Origin of the sequence: Paenibacillus sp. MER TA 81-3, assembly GCF_023713585.1 — a bacterium.
Taxonomy (GTDB): Bacteria; Bacillota; Bacilli; order Paenibacillales; family Paenibacillaceae; genus Paenibacillus_B; species Paenibacillus_B profundus.
In genome coordinates this window covers 279,159-299,470 of sequence record NZ_JAMAWB010000003.1, presented here as the reverse complement: position 1 = coordinate 299,470, position 20,312 = coordinate 279,159, and the positions used below count along the sequence as shown (strand labels likewise).

Genomic DNA, 20,312 nt, shown 5'->3' with positions numbered 1-20,312 from the left:
GTTAATCTATCAGCATTTCAATTATAAAGTTAATGTTTTTTATGAAAAAGGAAGTGAGTTCATGCAAGTGGTAGAAACGCCCACCTCCAGCCAATTGAACACACAAGAGAGGAAGGGGAAGAGAAAGGGCACTTCGGCTCCTCATCGGACTGCTTGGCAGTCCTTCAGAAGTAATGCTTACAATCAAGTTCAACATGAGTTGACCATTGAAGTTCGGCTGATTGGCCCGTTGAATCTACAGCTGCTGGAAGCAAGCGTCGGGCATCTCACTCATAAATATCCAGAAATAAGCGTAAATTCCAGCCAACAGATTGACGTGTATACCTTGAGTCTTGAGGAGCTAGGAATCGACATAAGCGCGGATAATACCTGGGAATTGCTGCTCAGGCTGGAAGCTGAACAATGCGGGCTTACCAAAGATCATCTACAGAACTCACTATTACTCAAAGTAACAGAGAACGAACATAGACTCCTCTGGAATGTACAAGCTGCTGCTTACAGGCCAATCGTATATCGCTTGATTCAGGAATTGGTTCATATCTACTCCACACTTGAGGCAGAGGCTTCACCTAACATAAACCCATCATCGACAATAGAAGCCGTTCCAATTCCGAGACAGGAAGAGCTTCCATATCTACAAGACGCAATAGACACCTCCGATATGCTTGAGCTATTTGCGATTCAGATGAATAATGATTCGAATGCTGTGTTCGTAGCGTATCAACAGACAGGGTGCATGCTTGCTCCATCTTTATATGCAACTCTCGAATCATTGGCTCTACTGCATCATCTCCATGCGGCAGACCTCGTGACGGCAGCTGCGGTAACCGTACTTCACCGATACAGTGGACAGGAGCGATTCAATGTGGCCGTATCGGATGGGAGAGAAGGAACCTCTTATCTTCAAGCCTGCATACAAGAGTCGGAAACACTGGGAGATATGGCGATCAGGCTCTGTCAAGACTTAGATACAGCTGCACATCGGCAAAAAGATGCACGACTGCTGCAACAGCTTGCACAATTGCCGTCAGGAAAGCCTTGTCATCAGGTGCGAATTGCCCGGCATAAGGCGCCTGACGCGAGCCTGCAAACAGCAGATTTGAGCTGGGAATTGCATGAAACGATAGACGGATTATTGGGATATGAGCTGGACATTCGATTAGCAGCTCACAAGGATACACTTGAAGTTCATCTTATACATCAGGCAGGAGAGTTGGAACAGGAAATCGCCCAAGGCATTGCTGTACATCTACAAGACCTGCTGCACCGTTACACACTTGAACCTTGCACTCCACTTTGGCGATTAACTGAATCCGTTCCGCCAAAACAGCTTCGAATAGCTATTTCATCAACGTTCACATCTGGTTTACTAGAAGATTCCTTATCATTCTGGCTGGAACGCCTCGGGGTGCGATATCAACTTCGGTTCGCTCCCTATAATCAAGTGTTCCAGCAATTACTTAATCCACATAGTTTACTTGCTGCTAACCATGAAGGTATTAATTTGATCTTACTGCGCTTGGAAGATATGTTTCAGCTGCATAACAATGATAGTCGGAATGAAGAAGATCATGCTCGCTCACATGTCGATGAATGGTGCCAATCGCTTAAGGCTTATCGCCGTATGAATATGACTCCAACCCAGATTCTGATATTGCCGTCTTCAGAGCGAATACAGGCGGATCAGCGCCAGCTTGATTGGTATGAATACCTGACCTCCCTGATGATACAAGAAGCAAGCCGTATACCTAATGTGACGGTGACCTCACATCAAGATATTTCCCGCATATATCCAACCTTGACGACAACAGATACATATGCTGATGAATTGGGGCATGTCCCCTATACTTCTGAATACTTCGCTGCTGTTGGCACATGGGCTGTACGTCATATCTACTCACTTCTGAAGCTGCCTTATCGTATGGTGATCGTGGAATGTGATGATGTGATCTGGACAGGGCCGAGCAGTGAGAGAGAGCAGCTTGATATCGGACCGTACCGCGGCCTCCTGCAGCAATATATCGTGAATATGCAACAACGGGGAATCCTGCTCTGTCTCTGTGGTGTTAACTCAGAGATAGATATGATCCGGGCCTTCGGGGAGCAGCGTACTCATATGCCTTTGCAGCTGCGACACGTTACAACTTGGCGCTTCGGAAGCCAGTGTATCTCAGCGGCGGTGAAGGAGATGGCGAACGAACAGGGGGTTCGGTTAGAAGAAGTACTATATATCGGAGCGAATCCGGCTTTTTGTGAAGAGGTGCGCGTACTCTGTTTAGGAGTTACGGTGGTGCGTGCTCCTGCTGCTCCTGAGGAGATGGAATCCTTCTTGAAGGATACGTGGGCGTTGGATGTGCAACATTTTGCATGCATGGACTCTCAATATCTGTAAACGTGAGGAGTGCTGTTATGAGATGTGAAGAAATAGTAAGTGCGGTGACTGGTGTGGATGAAGCGGAATTGAACGATGCTTCTGGACGCGACAGCGTAATGGAGTGGGATAGCCTCGCTCACATTAATCTGATTACAGCTCTTGAAGAGACCTATGAAGTGTCCTTCACGATCGAAGAGATTCAACAGATTAAGACCATTGGTGATGTGAAAACCTTGCTGAAGCAGAAGGGGGTAGAGACCCCTGCGGGCACAGCGTAAAGGAGGGACAATGTGAGTCTATTTCAACTTCGTTTACAGTGGCAAAAAATCAAAAAGTCAGGCAAACCCGCAAATGTGAAGATCGCGTACTTGTCTACGTTCACGATCAATCCTCTCGAACCGTATCTGGGAATTACATTGGAGCAGAGCGGGCTAACCTCGGAAGGATTCATCAGTCCTTACAATCAAGTTATACAGGAATGCTTGACTGATAGCAGCATTACAGCACGTTTTCAGCCGGACATTATGGTTGTGTGGCCGAGTCTGGAAGATCTGTGGGCTGGGCAGCAGCTGCCGATGGTGGATGGGCTCGATTCCTATGTGAAAGAAGCTGTAGATATGGCGGATGCAGCTCTTGAAGCTTCTAGAAGATGGCAGTCTACGCTTGTTTACGTCTTGCCTGCTGTGTCCGAGCGTCGCCCACTCGGAGTCGGGGATGCGAATAATGTTACAGGTGTGTTCGCAGCAGCAACGGCTGTCCGTGAGGAGCTGCGCCGCAAGCTGGCGCGCAAGCTTGGTGTGCTGCTTGTAGATGCAGAAGAGATGGTTCGCCACTTCGGATATGCGAACTCCTATAATGAACAGCTGTATTTCCTTGCTCGCATTCCATATACCGAGGAAGTGTTCCATGCAGTTGGCAGAAGCATTGCTCAATTGATTGTGCTAAGTAAGTCTTTTCCCCGCAAATTGATCGCAGTAGACGCGGACAATACGCTCTGGGGTGGCGTTGTCGGAGAGGATGGTGTGGATGGGATCGATCTGACCGACAATGGAAAAGGGGAAGCGTTCAAAAACTTTCAAAATTATCTGCTGGAGCTGCGGCGTGCTGGCATGCTGATTGCGGTTTGCTCTAAGAATGCTCACGAGGATGTTGTGGAAGTGTTCGAAAAACGGCGTGAGATGCGACTGAAAAAAGAGCATATCGCATCTTGGCGGGTCGGCTGGCAGCCTAAGTCAGAGAGCTTGCGCCAGATCGCTGAAGAGCTGGGACTTGGACTTAACAGCTTCGTCTTCATTGACGATAATCCAGTGGAAATCGCAGAGGTGCAGGCTGCGCTGCCAGAAGTCGCCTGCATTCAGATGCCTACCGATCCGTCTACGGCGATTCGCGTATTGCAACAATCAGGAGCTCTGGATCGCCTTCCTCCGACAGTGGAGGACTTGGGACGTGCTGCTTACTATGAGCAGGAATCGAAACGGCGCGAAGCAGCGAATCACACAATTGCACCAGAAGAATACCGTGCGGGACTTGGAATTAGCGCCCGACTATTTGCACCGGAAGCTGCCGACATGGCACGATTCACCCAGCTTGTGAATAAGACCAATCAATTTAATCTCAATTGCCGTAGAAGAAACGAATCAGAGCTTATGGAAATTTGTAAAGATTCGACTTATATTCCGCTATTGTGTGAATGCAAGGATCGCTTCGGTGATTATGGAATCGTCGGAGCATTGATTGTTAAGCTGGAAGGCAGTTCTGCAGAGCTGGACACCTTCGTTCTTAGCTGCCGTGTGCTTGGCAGAGGAATTGAAGAAGCAATGCTGGCTGCGACGTTCGAGCGGCTTGCTGATCGTGGAGTGAGTCGATTGCAGGCTGCAGTGGAGCAGCATCCTCGGAATGAGCCAGCAAGGGAGTTTTTTGCCACGATTGGTTGTCATACGGTAGATTCGTTATGCGAGATCGCGAACGTGGAGTGGCCTGCCTATATTGCGTGTGAAGATGAAGTGCTTGTGTCATGATGACAGAAGTTACTCGTACAGTAATTCGTTTTACGATGGACGATCTGGATGAGTTTGCACGTGCCAGCCATGACTGGAGTCCATTGCATGCTGATGCAGCATATGCGTACCGGACGCCTTACGGAGCGCGAATTGTCTATGGAGTTCTGGAGCAACTTATTTGCTTGTCTGCCCTCCCAGATCGGGAGGGATATACATTGTCCAGTGTCACAGCCGAGTTCATTCACCCGATGTTTGTCGAGTTAGATTACGTAATCGAGACGCTCAGCGCGTCCATGCAAGAAAGTCAATTTCGAATTTATGATGGAGAGCGAATTGCCGTGAAGGGAAGGGCATTCTTCCGACCTGGTGCTCCTATCGAACCGAACCGACTGGATGCTCTGCCGAACGTTAGGCAAGTCCCAGTGGAGCTAAGTGCAGCCGATCTGCACAAGGGACGCCGGGTGAACGGTGAATACTGGCCTGTTCAGAAGTCGTTGGAAGCGTGGATGGAACGACTGAAGCTGCGTGCCAAAGGAGTCGGGGCAGCGCAGACGGCGGCGTTGATGTGGCAAACGTATCTCGCCGGGATGGTGCTTCCGGGAAGGCATTCGTTATGCAGCAAGCTGACTACACACTTCCAGGAGCAAGCAGTGGTCAGTGATGCCGCAATTGATTATGATGCTGAAGTGATCGGGTATGATGACCGATTCAGCAAGATGAGAGCGCGTGCGTCTCTACAGTCGCATGGTGTAATGGTTGCGGAGTCAGAGCTACACGTCTTCTTGCGGGAGCCAGTTGCCGAGGTGACTGTGGATCGGCTCGAAGAGCTGCTGCCCAGATCGCGAGCACTAATGGGGAAGGTAGCAATCGTTACGGGAGCAAGCCGAGGCTTTGGAGCAGCTGTGTCACTCGGTTTGGCGCTGCAGGGCGCTACCGTTCTGACGATGTATCATCGAAGCGAAGAGTCTATGATGCGATTAGCGGAGCTGGTGCCTGATGGCTGTGGGAGTATCCGTCCGTATCAGGGAGATGTCAGCGATGCTGCATGGTGTCTGAAGGTTCAGAAGCAATGGGATGATGAATATGGACATCCTGACATCGTAGTGATTAACGCCGGGCTGCCGCTGTTATCGATGGCAATGGAAGTACAGCAACTGGAGCGTGTGCAGCAATACGTATCCAGCAGCTTCCGATTAGCCAGCGTGCCGCTCTCCGTATGGCTGAAACCGGTCGCTGCGAAGCAAGGCTGGTGTGTCGTGCTGTCAGCCGAAAGTGTTGTGGACGCTCCACCTGATTATCCGCATTATGTTGCAGCCAAAAGCGCAATTGAGGGACTGGCGAAATCTGCCGCCAAGCAGCATAAGGGAAAGCTCTTGATCGTGCGGCCTCCGCGAATGCGAACCGACCTCAGCAACACGCCATTGGCTCGCCATGATTCGATATTGCCTGAGCATGTTGCAGTGGAGGTAATTAAGCGTATTGTGAACACATCGATTAACGATGGCTATGAGATTCTGGAAGACTCTTTTCGACATCAATAGGGGGGATTGGCATGCAGTTGTTAGATTTTCTAAGCCGCATGGAATTGCGTGTAGACTTTCGCCCGGCAACGGAGAAAGAGTTCGATAAGGTTGTTTACCTCACGAATTGGACAGCAGACTTCCATCTGACAGCGCATGCTCTAGACCGCACAGAACTGGAAGAACTGATCGACCATCAATCCCATGAATGTTGGGTCATTGAAGCTAGTGATCGCTTCGGCGAATACGGGGTAGCCGGAGTCATGTTATTCGTGAAGAACGAAGACGTGCTGGACGTGCACTCTTATATTATTAGTTGCAAAATACTAGGGAAAAACATTGAGATTATTGTATTGCAGAGATTAGCTGGCCTTGCAGAACGGCTTGGCTGCAGGTTTATTCATTTGCATTATCGCAAGACCCCGAGAAATGCGATGTCAGCAGACTTCGTAAGACGTGTCGGCGCGAATTGGATTGTCCCGGAGGAGGGGGGCTTCGGCACCGTCTTGCCAGTGCAGGAATTGGTGACAGCGCTTTCAGTAGAAGGAGAAGAGACGACGAGAGCAGTAGGGTGGCCTAGACGCTCTATCGACTTAACCAAGGCGTTCGCTCTTGGTCGGAAGAGAACGAACCTGACGGACCTGTGGATCGATATTCGGGAGAATTACCGTACTAGCACACAAATTATGGAGGGCATACGCAGCAGCAAGCAGCAAGCCTCTGCACATCATCATTCAGCCTACACTGCACCTCGAACGCCTAATGAAGAAACGCTGGTATCGATATGGGAAGACGTGCTGCTGACGAAGCCAATCGGTATTACGAATCACTTTCTTGAACTGGGCGGCAATTCGCTGCTTGCTACTCAATTGTTGTCCCGTATTCGTGAGTCATTCGGAGTAGAACTGCCGATTCGAGCTATATTCGAATATCCAACAATTGAGACGCTGGTTGAATTCATCGCGGTATCGCTTGCTGACGAGAGCCTTGAGGCTGGTCATGATTTTGTCATTTACGATAAACGTGATGATTTCCCGCTCTCTTATGCCCAACAGAGATTGTGGTTCTTGGATCAATTGGAGCCGGGCAGCCCTTACTACAATATGACATTGTCCATTCGTCTATCTGGTTTGTTATCCGTAGATGCACTCCAGCACAGCATTCAGTCCATTGTTGCCCGTCATGACATATTGCGTACTACCTTTCATTTGGTAGATGGGCAGGCTGTCACCCGAATAGCGCCGATTGGTGCATTCCCGCTGCAGATGCGGAAACTGACAGGGAACGAAGCACAGAAGCAGAAGGAAGTGCAGTCCATCATCCTTACAGCATCCCGGCACCCATTTGATTTGAGCACAGGCCCCCTCTTTCAGGCGATCTTGCTTCAACTTGCGGTAGATGAACACCTATTGCTAATTACGATGCATCATATTGTATCTGACGGTTGGTCGTTAGGTGTTCTACAGCATGAGCTGCAGCAGTTCTATATCGCATACATAACGAATGAGAAACCGAATCTAACCGAGCTGTCTGTGCAGTATGCCGATTTCGTTCATTGGCAGCGTGCATGGCTGCAAGGAGCACGGGGCGATAGCCAGTTGGAATATTGGCGCCACAAGCTTGCTGATATTCCGCCGCTGCTGCTGCTGCCGACGGATCGTCCGCGCCCTGCGGTGCAAACTTTTGACGGGGCCACTAGTCGTCAGGTGTTCCCGGTGCAGTTGGCGCGAGAACTTGATGCGCTATGTAAGCGCGAAGGCGTCACATTATATATGTTGTTATTGACGGCATTCCAAGTGCTGCTCCATCGATACACGGGTCAAGAAACCATTGTCGTCGGCTCCCCTGTAGCGAATCGGCAGCGCACGGAGATCGAAGGATTGATTGGATTCTTCGTCAACACGCTTGCCTTGCGTGCTGACTTTACAGACAACGCTTCTTTCCGTGATCTGCTGCAGCAGATGAGGCTCACAACGTTGGAAGCCTACTCGAACCAGGATTTGCCGTTCGAGCAGTTGGTCGAAGCGTTGAATCCAGAGCGCTCACTTGCAACGACGCCAATTTTTCAAGTCACCTTCGCACTGCATAATTTGCCTGCAACTACTCGTGAAGTAGCAGATGTTCGCATGGAGTTCCAGGAATTGTCCAACGGAACTAGCAAGTTCGATCTGAGCATGGCTGTAGAGGAGAGCGAGCAAGGGCTTCACGTTGTCGTCGACTACAATACAGATCTGTTCAATCCGGATACAATTGCTCGCATGCAGGAGCATTACCGGACACTGCTTCAAGCGGCCGTTCAAAATTGCTCCCAGTACATTGCCGATTTAGTACTGCTTACAAGAAGCGAGCAGCAGCAGTTCGTCTATGAATGGAATGACACAGATGTTCCGTACGCTACTGCACAATGCGTTCATGAACTTGTTGCCGAGCGGGCCGAGCAGATGCCGGAGCGAATTGCCGTTACGTGCGGATCGGAGCAGATTACATATGAAGAATTGAACAAGCGTGCGAATTCCCTCGCACATTACTTACTGGAGCAAGGAATAGATAATCAATCGGTCGTTGGCATCTATGCAATACGCTCCATTGATTTAGTGTTGGCTCAGCTTGCAGTGCTGAAGACAGGTGCGGCCTATATGCCAATTGACCCAGCTTATCCGCGTGAACGGGTTGCTTACATGCTGCAAGATGCTAATGTCACTGTCTTGCTGACCAAAGAACGATACCTGGAACACATCCCAACAGAGCCGATCCAGAGTATCATCTGTCTGGATCGGAATAATTCCCCATATGAAGGGCGTTACACTGACAACCCGGATATTGTGAGCATTCCTTCGGATTTGGCTTATGTCATCTATACCTCCGGCTCTACTGGGCAGCCGAAAGGGGTTGAGATCGAACATAACAGCTTGCTTAACTTAGTATTCTGGCATCGACGCGCATATGGTGTCACTCCAGACGATCGCGCAACTTTGTTGGCAGGCACAGCATTTGATGCTTCAGTGTGGGAGCTGTGGCCATATCTGACCGCGGGTGCTTCGCTGCATGTGGTGGACGAAGAGGTCCGCATGGATGCTGCCAGATTGTGTGACTGGATGGCATGTAATGGAATTACACATTCGTTCGTGCCGACACCGCTTGCGGAGACGTTGATCATGGAGCAATGGCCGCAATCTGCGCCTTTGCGTTATATGCTGACAGGTGGGGATCGTCTGCGCTTTGCACCGTCTGCCGAATTGCCGTTCCAATTGATCAACCACTATGGACCGACGGAATCCACGGTTGTTGCGACTAGCGGTATCGTGCCAGTTGGTGAGGAAGGACCGATCACAATCGGACGTCCAATCGATAACATTCGTATCTATCTGCTCGATTCTTCCATGCAGCCTGTGCCGCTCGGTGTGCGCGGCGAGCTATATATTGGCGGTCAAGGCTTGGCACGGGGTTACCGGGGGCGTCCTGATCTGACGGAGGAGCGATTTGTACCTAATCCATTCCGCAGTGGTGAGAAACTGTATCGAACCGGAGACTTGTGCCGCTATTTGCCGGACGGTTCGATCGAGTTCATAGGCCGTGTCGATCATCAGGTGAAGATTCGCGGCTATCGTATTGAGCTAAGTGAGATCGAGAGCGCGTTGTCCGCACATCCGAATGTGAGAAGCTGTGCTGTAATAGTACATGAAGATCGCGAAGGCACACGCCGTCTCGTCGGTTATGTGGTTAATGACTTACAGTTGGATCAACAGCAGTTGAAGGAATATGTAAAAGCAATTTTGCCTGCTTATATGGTACCGACCGCGTTTGTCCAGATGAATGAGCTGCCGTTGACCCCGAACGGGAAAGTGAATCATAAGGCGCTGCCTGCGCCGGATTATTCCATGTCTGGTGACAGTGAGCGCGACGTTCCACGTACGGAAGCAGAAGCATCGCTCCTGAACATTTGGAAGCAAGTATTAGGGATAGAGAAGATAGGTATTCATGATAACTTCTTCGTACTGGGCGGAGATTCGATCTTGAGCATTCAGATTGTTTCCCGTGCCAATCGGGCAGGAGTGCCGATTACGACGAAGCACATGTTCCATCATCAAACGATTGCGGAGCTGGCTGCCTCGGCAGCGGTGGGGACGGTTGTGGTAGCAGAGCAAGGCAAGGTGGCAGGCATTGTTCCGCTAATGCCGATTCAGCGCTGGTTGTTCGAGCAAGAGCTTGAGGAACTGGACCAGTGGAACATGGCGATGCTGCTGTCCTTGAAGAAGTCTGTTGATTCCAAGCTGCTTGAACAAGCCTTCGTTTATTTACTGGAACATCATGATGCGCTTCGCATGCGCTACTTCCAGACGGAGGAGGGCTGGCAGCAGGTCAATGAAGAAGATGTGCCTCCCGTTCTAGTGGAAGTAGTCGATCTAAGCCTCTTACCTTCCGAAGAACAGGAAGTCGCTATACAGCAACACGCTGAACAAGCTCAAAGAAGCCTGCTGCTGGCCGCAGGGAAGTTATATCAAGCTGTGCTATTCCGTCTCGGAGAAGAGGGGGAGAAGCTGCTGATTGTCGTTCATCATCTCGTTATCGACGGGGTGTCGTGGAGAATATTGCTGGAAGACCTAGAGACCGTCTACGGGCAACTGGTGGCCGGCGACAAGGTAATGCTGCCAGCGAAGACGACTTCGTTCCGCGATTGGGCTATGAGTGTGGAATCATACGTGTGCAGCGGGCAGTTGGCGTCAGAGAAAGAATATTGGCTGTCGGTAATAGACGTGCAGCCTGAAGAGACTGCGCTTTCTGTCACCGTCGATAGGCCACACTCCGTAATGGGAGTTAATACTGTTGCTTCCATTGGCAAAGTTACGGTTACCTTGGATACCGAACAGACGCGGCTGATGCTGCAAGAAGTGCCTAGAGCGTATCGTACGCAGATTAACGATATATTGCTTGCCGCACTAACCCGCGCCGTTACCGATTGGACGGGCGGTAGCAGTCTTTATGTCGCCTTGGAAGGCCACGGTCGCGAGGATCTCATTGACAACGTAGAAATTTCCCGAACGGTGGGCTGGTTTACGTCATTGTATCCGGTTCGTCTGGATTGGGACGTGGACTCGTCTCTTGGCAGTCAGTTGCAAGTCGTCAAAGAACAGCTTCGCCGCATACCGAAGCGTGGCATTCGCTATGGACTGCTGCGCTATTTATCCGATGATCCGGATATGAGCTGGACAGAGACAGATCATCCTGAGCCACAGATCAGCTTCAACTATTTGGGACAATTCGATCAGCTTTTAGATCACAGCTCATTATTCTCACTCTCCAAGGGAGAGGTGGGCAACGTACGCAGTCCGCTCGGGCGCAGACGCTATGCGATTGATGTGCATGGAATGGTATTCGATGGGCGTCTGGAGATGACATGGGAGTATAGCCGTGCACTGCACGATGCGGCTGCGATAGAGCGGGTGGCGAACAGCTTTATTGCTGCCCTTGAGGAATACATAGCACATTGTGTGTCTCCTGAAGCCGGAGGGTATACGCCGTCTGATTTCCCGGCTTCGTCTCTCATTCAGCAGGAGCTTGATCAGATCAGGCTCGATTATAAGGAAATGGAAGATGTTCATCTGCTATCGCCGCTGCAGCAAGGCATGTTATTCCATTCGTTATATTCGCCGGAGTCTACGGTATATTTCGAGCAGGCGGTAACGGAATTAACAGGACCGCTGGATGTGCAGGCATTCGAGCGAGCTTGGCAATCTATCATACAGCGTCACACGATTTTTCGTACGATCTTCAAGTGGAAAGGGCTGCAGGAGACTCATCAGATTGTACTTGCATCCGTGAATGTTCCGATACAAGTTGTTAATCTGCTTGACCTGGAAGCAGAGGAACAGCAGCGACGTATCGAGCAGCTATTGGAGAAGGATCGGCAAGAGCAGTTCGATCTGTCTCAACAGCCGCTTATGCGGCTGATGCTGATTCGATTAGAACATGAGCGGACGCAGTTCGTGTGGAGCTTCCATCACATCTTATTGGATGGGTGGAGTGTATATGCGGTATTGCATGAACTGTTCGATATCTATTCGAAGCTGCTGAATCACGAACTGCTTCATCAGGATACCGCTGTTCCGTACCGTAATTATATTGCGTGGTGTGCAGCGCAGAATTTGAACGAAGCGAAGCACTACTGGCGTTCGTATTTGCAAGGATTCAGCGCACCGACATCACTGCACATCGGCGGAGCAACCCGTCTTACGGAGGAAATCTTTGAACAACAGCAATTGCTATTGACGAAGTCAACAACGGAGGAGTTACATCGAATCGCGCGCAAGCAGCGCGTCACTGTCAATACGTTCGTTCAAGCAGCATGGGCCGTATTGCTGCACCGCTATAGCGGAGAGGAAGACGTGGTATTTGGAGCAACCGTATCCGTTCGACCGCCTGAATTGCCGCATATCGAATCAATGATTGGGCTGTTCATCAACTCATTGCCTGTGCGGATGCATGTTAAGCAAGGGGCAGAGGTGTCAACATGGATTCAAGAGCTGCAGGAGCGTCAAGCTGATTGGATGCAATTCGCTCATACGCCATTGTCATTGGTCATGGAATGCAGTGAAGTCCCGAATGGACAGCCGTTATTTGAATCGCTGCTAGTATTCGAAAACTATCCTGTCAATCGTTCCGACCTTACCGCAAAAACAGGACTGTCGGTCGGCGATATTTCGGTTCTGGAACGAACCACCTATCCATTAACGATTATCGTTGTACTGGGTGAACGTTTGGAATTCCGTTCCATTTATGATCGCAGACGCTTTGATGAGCAAGCCATTGAACGGCTTTTAGGACATTTGCAAGTGATTGTGACTGGTATGGTGCAAGCTGGCGAGCAGGTGACGATGCAAGCGCTTCCGTTGCTGACAGAAGCAGAGCAGACCTTGCTCCTGACGCAATTCGATGCAGGAGCCCAGAAGGCAGTGCCTGCCAACACGACGATTCATCACCTGATTGAGCTGCAGGTTAGACGTACGCCGGATGCGACTGCGCTGGTTGTAGATGAACAGCGGATCAGCTACCGTGAACTGGATCGAAGAGCGAACAAGCTCGCGAACCATTTGCGCCAGCTAGGGGTAGGCCCGGAATTTTTAGTTGGTATATGCACGGAGCGGAATGCGGATATGGTCACCGGTCTGCTGGCGATTCTGAAGGCAGGCGGCGCTTATGTACCGCTCGATCCGGCATACCCGAAGGATCGGCTTGGGTTTATTTTGGAAGATACAGAGGTGCAGGTACTCCTGACTCAATCGCAATTGGCAGATCGACTGCCGCAGTGTGCGGCGCATATGATATGGCTGGATACCGATTGGCCTGCTATTGAGCGTCAGAGCGATCAACCTATAGAGAGCGGTGTATCGGAGCGTAATCTGGCGTACATCATTTATACCTCAGGTTCAACGGGAAGACCGAAGGGTGTGGCTCTGGAGCACCGCAATACGGTTACTTTCCTGAAGTGGTGCCGTGAGAACTTCACATCGGATGAATTAGCTGGCGTATTGGCATCTACTTCGATCAGCTTCGACTTGTCCGTATTCGAGCTGTTCCTGCCGCTTACTTGCGGAGGGAAGGTCATCTTAGCCGAAAATGCGCTTTATTTGCCGGAGTTGCCAGCGGCCCATGAAGTGAGCTTGATCAATACGGTTCCGTCCGCGATGGCTGAATTGATACGCATGAACGGAGTTCCGGCTTCTGTCATTACGGTGAACTTGGCGGGCGAGCAACTGCCTTTGACCTTAGCACGTCAAGTGTATGGGGTTGGATCAATACAACGTCTATACAATCTGTACGGCCCTTCGGAAGATACGACCTATTCAACTTATTGGCTGGTGGAGGCAGATGCGGAATTCGCACCGCCAATTGGCTATCCGATCGCTGCCACAAGCTGTTACATCTTGGATGCACATTTGCGCCCCGTACCGATCGGGGTACCTGGGGAGCTGTTTATTGCAGGGCAAGGTCTGGCACGCTGCTATTTGCACCGTCCGGAACTGACAGCCGAGAAATTCATTGAGAATCCGTTCGCAGAGCAAGCAGGGGAGCGCATGTACCGTACGGGTGACCTGTGCCGTTATCGGAGCGATGGGGTCATTGAGTATTTAGGGCGTATGGATCATCAAGTGAAAATACGCGGCTTCCGCATCGAATTGCAAGAGGTCGAAACGGTGTTGTCGCTGCATACGGCAGTAAGAGAAGCGGTAGTTATGGTGCAAGAAAATCACTTGGGAAGCAAGCAGTTGGTTGCTTACTTCGTACCGGAATTGTCTCATGCGGCAGCTCCGACGACCGATTTGCTGCGAATGCATCTCAAGGAATTTTTGCCAGACTATATGATACCATCGGCATTTGTGTTGATGGACAGCTTTCCGCTTACACCAAGCGGTAAGGTCGATCGCAAAGCGTTGCCGCTGCCGGATAGAGTGGCAGAGAGCAGTGACAACTATGCAGAGCCTCGCAACGAGGTGGAGAGCATGCTGTGCGGCATTTGGCAGCAGGTGCTCGGCGTGGAGCAGGTTGGAATCCATGATGGGTTCTTCAGCTTGGGCGGAGATTCTATCCTCAGCATTCAGATCATATCACGGGCGAGCCAAGCTGGCTTGAAGCTGACACCAAAGCAATTATTCCGCTACCAGACGATAGCCGAGCTGGCCGGGGTAGCACAGGTTACAACTGTCCAAGTGGAACAGGATCAAAGCGAAGTTACGGGTGCTGTGGCGTTGACCCCGATACAGCATTGGTTCTTCGAATCCGATCTGCCTGACTGGAGCCATTGGCATCAGATCGTTCATCTGAGCGTCGCTCGTCCTATGGATCAAGTGCTGTTGACACAGGCGGTAGCGGAGTTGCTGAGATATCACGATGGTCTGCGGTTGAGGTTCGTTCAGACCGAATCAGGCTGGAAGCAGGAGAGCGTTTTGTATGATGGTGCAGCGCCAGTGTCAGAGGTTGATTTATCACGGTATACCGAAGAGGAACAAGCAGATGTCAGAACTGCTTCCGTAGTAGAGTGGCAATCTTGCTTGCATATTACAGATGGGCCGCTGATCAGGTTCATTTATTTCCGTACGGGTGATGTCAACTCGGATCGGCTGACGATCATTGTCCATCATCTCGTGTCGGATGGTATCACGCTGCGCTTGCTGCTGGAAGATCTGCAGCTTCTCTATGCGCAGCTGGAGAGCGGACAACGACCAGAGCTGCCATTGAAGCAAACTTCTTATCAAGAATGGGCAACCCGATTGACTGCATATGCCAAGACCGAGGCGGCTAGCAAGGAACGAAGCTATTGGCTGAATCCTGCACATTGGGCCGGCTCACCGCTTCCGGTCGATCATTATCTTGGCGAGAATACGCACGCTTCTCTGCAGAACGTAAGCGTCAAGCTGACGGCTGAAGAGACAAGGCTGCTGTTGCAGGAAGTGCCTTCTGCTTATCGGACGCAAGTCAATGACGTGCTGCTGACTGCGCTTATACAGTCCTTCGCGGGCTGGACGGGGCAACATTCCCTGCTCATCCATATGGAAGGGCACGGGCGTGAAGATATAGTAGAGGGCGTCAATATAGCCCGCACTGCAGGCTGGTTTACATCGCTATATCCCGTCTTTCTCGAACTAGAAGCAGCTGCCGATCTTGGCACCGCACTAAAAATGGTCAAAGAGCAGCTTCGTTCCATTCCGAATCGAGGCGTCGGGTTTGGTATATTGCGTTATTTATCGGGTGATCCTGAGATGCGGGTAGAGTCGTGGAGTCAACCGGAAGCCGAGGTCATCTTCAATTATCTCGGGCAGTTCGACCAACTGATCGCTGGATCAACGTTCTTTGACAAAGTAGAGCTGAAGCAAAGCATTAGCGGCAACCGGAGACATGTGCTTGATGTGTACGGCATGGTTAGCGACGGCGAATTGCAGATGATGTGGGAATACAGCGAACATTTGCATAAGCGGACTACGATTGAGCGATTGGCTGACGAATCCATATCGGCGCTTCGTAACCTGATTACGCATTGTCTCTCTCCGGGAGCGGGCGGTGTGACGCCATCCGACTTCCCTCTGGCGAACATAACGCAACTTGAGCTTGATCGGTTGTATGAAGGAAATTGCACGATTGAGGATATTTATCCGTTATCGCCTACCCAGCAAGGCATGCTGTTCCATACACTGCTTTCACCGGGAACGGGCATGTACTTTGAAAATATGAACGCCGTGCTGGAAGGCAATCTGGATATCAATGCCTTTCAAAAGGCGTGGCAGACATTAGTCAATCGGCACAGCATTTTGCGAACAGGATTCGTATGGAAAGAGATGAACCATCCGCATCAAGTGGTTTATGAAGAGGTAGTCATGCCTTATGTGCAGGCAGATTGGCGTGAGCTTTTGCAAGCCGAGCAGGAACAGCGATTGCAGCAGTTTTTGGCTGATGAGAAGCAGCAGGGATTCCAGTTGGAGCGAGCTCCACTCATGCGCGTGGCCATGTTCCGTATCGGTCTGGAGCATTACAGAATGGTATGGAGCTTCCACCACTTGCTACTTGACGGATGGAGCGTATCGCTCTTATTAAGCGAGCTGTTCCAACTGTATCGCAGCTACTCGCAGCAACAGGAAGAGCTTCAGCTTCAACCTCCTCGACCTTACCGGGACTACATGGAATGGCTGCATGAGCAGAACTTGCAGCAGGCTGAACTGTATTGGAAACAGCAACTGTCCGGCTTCCAGACTCCTACACCGCTTGTCATGGAACGGAAGCAAGCGGCAAGTGAGCCGGGATATGAAGAGCTACGATTGGAATTGACGGAAGAGGTAACGAGTAACCTGTTCTCCTTGATGAAGCACAAGCAAGTCACGATGAATACGATGATTCAGGGAGCATGGTCACTTCTGCTCAGTCGTTACAGCGGAGAAAGCGATGTTGTATTTGGTGCAACCGTATCAGGCAGGTCGGCGAATGTGCCGAACATCGAAGCGATGGTAGGGTTGTTCATTAACACATTGCCGGTACGTGTACGGTTGAACCAAGACGATTGCCTATTCGACTGGTTATGGCAGTTGCAAGACGAGCAGGCCGAACAGCGTCTGTACGAGTTCACGCCGCTGTCGCTTATACAGAACTGCAGTGAAGTACCTAATGGGATCTCATTGTTCGACAGTATTCTTGTATTTGAGAATTATCCAGTAGACGCAGGCAGCGAAGCAACAAGTGATCTGCGTCTACAATCAGTGGAAACTAGTGAACAGACCAACTATGCGCTTACCCTTGCTGTCGTTCCAGGTGCATCCTTGTCCTTACGCATGCTCTATTCGCGAGAGCAGTTCGATCCGCTTACCATTCGGCGCGTCCTTGGGCATATGCAGACGCTGCTCGAACAGATTGCGCAAGCAGATGAGCATGTTCAATTGAAGGAACTTGTGCTGATGAGCCGTGCGGAGCAGAAGCAACTGCTAGAGGATTGGAATGACACTGCCCATGAATATGCTGCTGGGCCTTGCGTGCACGAGCGGTTGGAACGGCAGGCGGCTAAGACGCCTGATGCCATTGCCGTTGTATGCGGCGAGCAGCGCCTGACCTATCGAGAGTTGAATCGGCGCGCGAACCAGCTCGCTCATCATTTGGCGAAGCACGGAATCGGAGCAGAGATGCCCGTTGGCATCTGCATGGAACGCAGCGTGGAGCTGATCATTGCGGTGCTTGGCGTGCTGAAATCAGGAGGTGCTTATGTACCGCTTGATCCACATTATCCGAAAGAAAGACTTCGCTTCATTATGGACGATACGCAAGTTCCGGTGCTGTTGACTGTGGCGGGCTTGCTGGAGCAGCTCCCTGAGCATAGTGCGGCTGCGCTATGTCTCGATTCGGACTGGCCGCGCATTGCTGAGGAGAGCGGTGAGAAGCTGGCAGTAGACGTAAACACAGCCAATTTGGCGTATGTCATCTACACTTCAGGTTCAACCGGACAGCCTAAGGGCGTGCAAGTGCAGCATGATTCGTTGCTTAACCTGATCCAGTGGCATCATGGCGCGTATCAGGTGACAGAGGCAGACCGGGCTACGCTGATTGCGGGAACGGCCTTTGATGCTTCGGTATGGGAAATATGGCCGTATCTGACGGCAGGGGCAGCGCTGTATATCGCAGACGACGAGATTCGATTGAGTCCCGAACAACTGCGGGATTGGCTCATTGAGAGTGGAATTACGCTCGCGTTCCTGCCAACGCCGTTGGCGGAGCGAGTCATCAGCGTGGACTGGCCGGAGGAGACGCCGCTGCGTGCGCTGCTGACGGGAGGAGATAAGCTGCACCACCATCCGGAAGCGCAATTGCCGTTCGCCTTGGTGAACCATTATGGCCCGACGGAGAACACGGTAGTGGCCACTTGCGGAACGGTTGCATCCGGCGTGCAGACGGAAGAAGCGCCGACGATCGGCAGACCGATTGCGAATACGAGATGCTACATTCTGGACGCGAGCGGACAACCTGTACCGATCGGTGTGCCGGGAGAACTGTACATTGCGGGAAGCAGCTTGGCACGAGGGTACTTGAACCGGCCTGAGTTGACCGCGGAGCGGTTCGTGCAAGACCCGTTCCGTGCCGATCCGCAAGCGAGAATGTACCGGACAGGCGACTTGTGCCGTTACCGTGCAGACGGGGAGATCGAATACGTCGGACGTATGGACGATCAAGTGAAAATTCGCGGTTTCCGCATTGAATTGGGCGAAGTGGAGACGGTTATCTCCCATCATCCGGATGTAGAGGAAGCAAGCGTGATAACACGACAGGATGAATCCGGTCAGTCCCGACTCGTTGCATACGTCGTGCCAGCACCAGGACAAGCCGGTGCTGGGGATACTGCGCTCACGGATACATTACGTCAATATGTGAAGGATAAGCTGCCGGATTACATGATTCCAAGTGCCTTCGTTATGATGGAGCGGCTGCCATTAACACCGAATGGCAAGATCGACCGCAAAGCGCTTCCTGAAGTCGATTGGAGTGGCGAGAGCCAAGCATACGTGGCACCACGGAATGCGGCAGAAGAAATTCTATGCTCCATCTGGGCACAAGTGCTTGGTTTAGAGAAAGTGGGAATATATGATCATTTCTTTGAACTTGGCGGCGATTCCATACTCAGCATTCAGGTTGTCGCCCGGGCTGCACAGGCTGGGCTGCGCATTCAACCTAAAATGCTGTTCGACTATCCTGTCATCGCTCAGTTGTCAGCTGTAGTTGGCGAAGAAGCATTCATTGTCGCCGATCAGGGAGAAATTGTAGGAGAAGTGCCGCTGACTCCGATTCAGTGCTGGTTCTTCAACCAAGATATTCATGACCGACACCATTGGAATCAGGCCATGATGCTGGAACTACGAAGACCGATTGATACGGAAGTGCTTAGCCGGGCGCTTCATCTTCTAGTTCTGCACCATGATGCATTGCGGCTGCGCTACGAGCAAGGCGATGAGGGCTGGACGCAGCGAATCGTTCCGGCAGCGGAAGTGACCGTTCCGCTTGAGTTCGTTGATCTGTCGCAATATGACAAGACGGAACAGCAATACGAGATGGAAGCAAGAGCGACGTCTGCACAGGCAGGAATGGATTTGATGAAGGGGGCTATTATTAGGGCCGTGCAGTTCGAATTGGGCGGTGACCAGGGCAGAAGATTGCTGCTGGCGGTTCATCACTTGGCGATAGATGGAGTTTCTTGGCGAATTCTGATAGAAGATCTGGACACACTGTGCGGGCAATTGAGTCAAGAGCAGGTTCCTTCGCTTCCTGTTAAGACGACATCTTATATGAGCTGGGCGGAGCGATTGACAGCATACGCGCAGACAGATGCGCTGCACAAGGAGCAAACGTATTGGCTGCGTATGGCCGACTCTTATGCGGTACCGCTTCCGATTGATCATGAGAATGGCTTAAATACGCTCAGTTCTGTTAATGAAGTAACGGTGCAATTATCGCAAAAAGAAACTCAGTCTCTATTGAAGGAAGTTCCAACCGCTTACCGTAGTGAAATTACGGAAATATTGCTAACTGCACTTCTGCGTGCCTTCGCCAACTGGACGGGAGAGCGCGGGTTGATGGTTACACTGGAAGGTCACGGCCGCGAAGCGCTGCTTGAAGATACAGATCTAAGCAGAACGGTGGGTTGGTTTACGTCTATGTACCCGGTTTATTTGCAAATGAATGCTTCCGGCGCGCTAAGAGATCAGATTACGGCGATAAAAGAGCAAGTTGCGAATATCCCGAATCGCGGCATAGGGTACGGTCTGCTTCGTTGGCTGCGAGAAGATGAGGAGTTACATGAGCAGTTGGATGCGATTCCGGAAGCAGAAGTCAGCTTCAATTACTTGGGGCAGTTTGATCAGATGACTTCACCAACTGGTTGGCTTGGAGCGGCTAATG

5 protein-coding genes (1 of these 5 only partly in view) are annotated in these 20,312 nt (G+C 51.1%); all 5 read left to right on the top strand.

Annotated elements, in window-relative coordinates; translation table 11 throughout:
* Positions 1–61: 61 nt before the first annotated feature.
* Tightly spaced (at most 17 nt apart), the 5 genes in view from M3650_RS05460 to M3650_RS05440 form a layout consistent with a single transcriptional unit that may run on beyond the window.
* On the top strand, positions 62–2,392 hold the full coding sequence (locus tag M3650_RS05460; protein WP_251573055.1) for a hypothetical protein: 2,331 nt from the start codon (positions 62–64) through the stop codon (positions 2,390–2,392).
* Between the two features lie 17 nt (positions 2,393–2,409).
* Complete coding sequence (locus M3650_RS05455) at positions 2,410–2,652, top strand: acyl carrier protein (protein ID WP_251573053.1); 243 nt, start codon at positions 2,410–2,412, stop codon at positions 2,650–2,652.
* Positions 2,653–2,664: 12 nt separating this feature from the next.
* Entirely contained in the window at positions 2,665–4,392 is a 1,728-nt protein-coding gene (locus M3650_RS05450) for an HAD-IIIC family phosphatase (protein ID WP_251573051.1), read from the top strand.
* Positions 4,389–5,915, top strand: coding sequence for an SDR family NAD(P)-dependent oxidoreductase (locus M3650_RS05445; protein ID WP_251573049.1), 1,527 nt, complete (start codon positions 4,389–4,391; stop codon positions 5,913–5,915). Before M3650_RS05450 ends, M3650_RS05445 begins: the two co-directional genes overlap by 4 nt.
* An 11-nt stretch (positions 5,916–5,926) precedes the next feature.
* Positions 5,927–20,312, top strand: the 5' portion of a protein-coding gene (locus M3650_RS05440; RefSeq protein ID WP_251573047.1) for a non-ribosomal peptide synthase/polyketide synthase. Its footprint extends 302 nt past the window's final position; the window shows 14,386 of its 14,688 coding nt (coding positions 1–14,386); it begins with the start codon at positions 5,927–5,929; its stop codon lies off the right edge, out of view.

Coding starts and splice junctions, on each gene's coding strand:
- M3650_RS05460 (WP_251573055.1), top strand. CDS start 62: ATGCAAGTGGTAGAAACGCCCACCTCCAGCCAATTGAACACACAAGAG.
- M3650_RS05455 (WP_251573053.1), top strand. CDS start 2,410: ATGAGATGTGAAGAAATAGTAAGTGCGGTGACTGGTGTGGATGAAGCG.
- M3650_RS05445 (WP_251573049.1), top strand. CDS start 4,389: ATGATGACAGAAGTTACTCGTACAGTAATTCGTTTTACGATGGACGAT.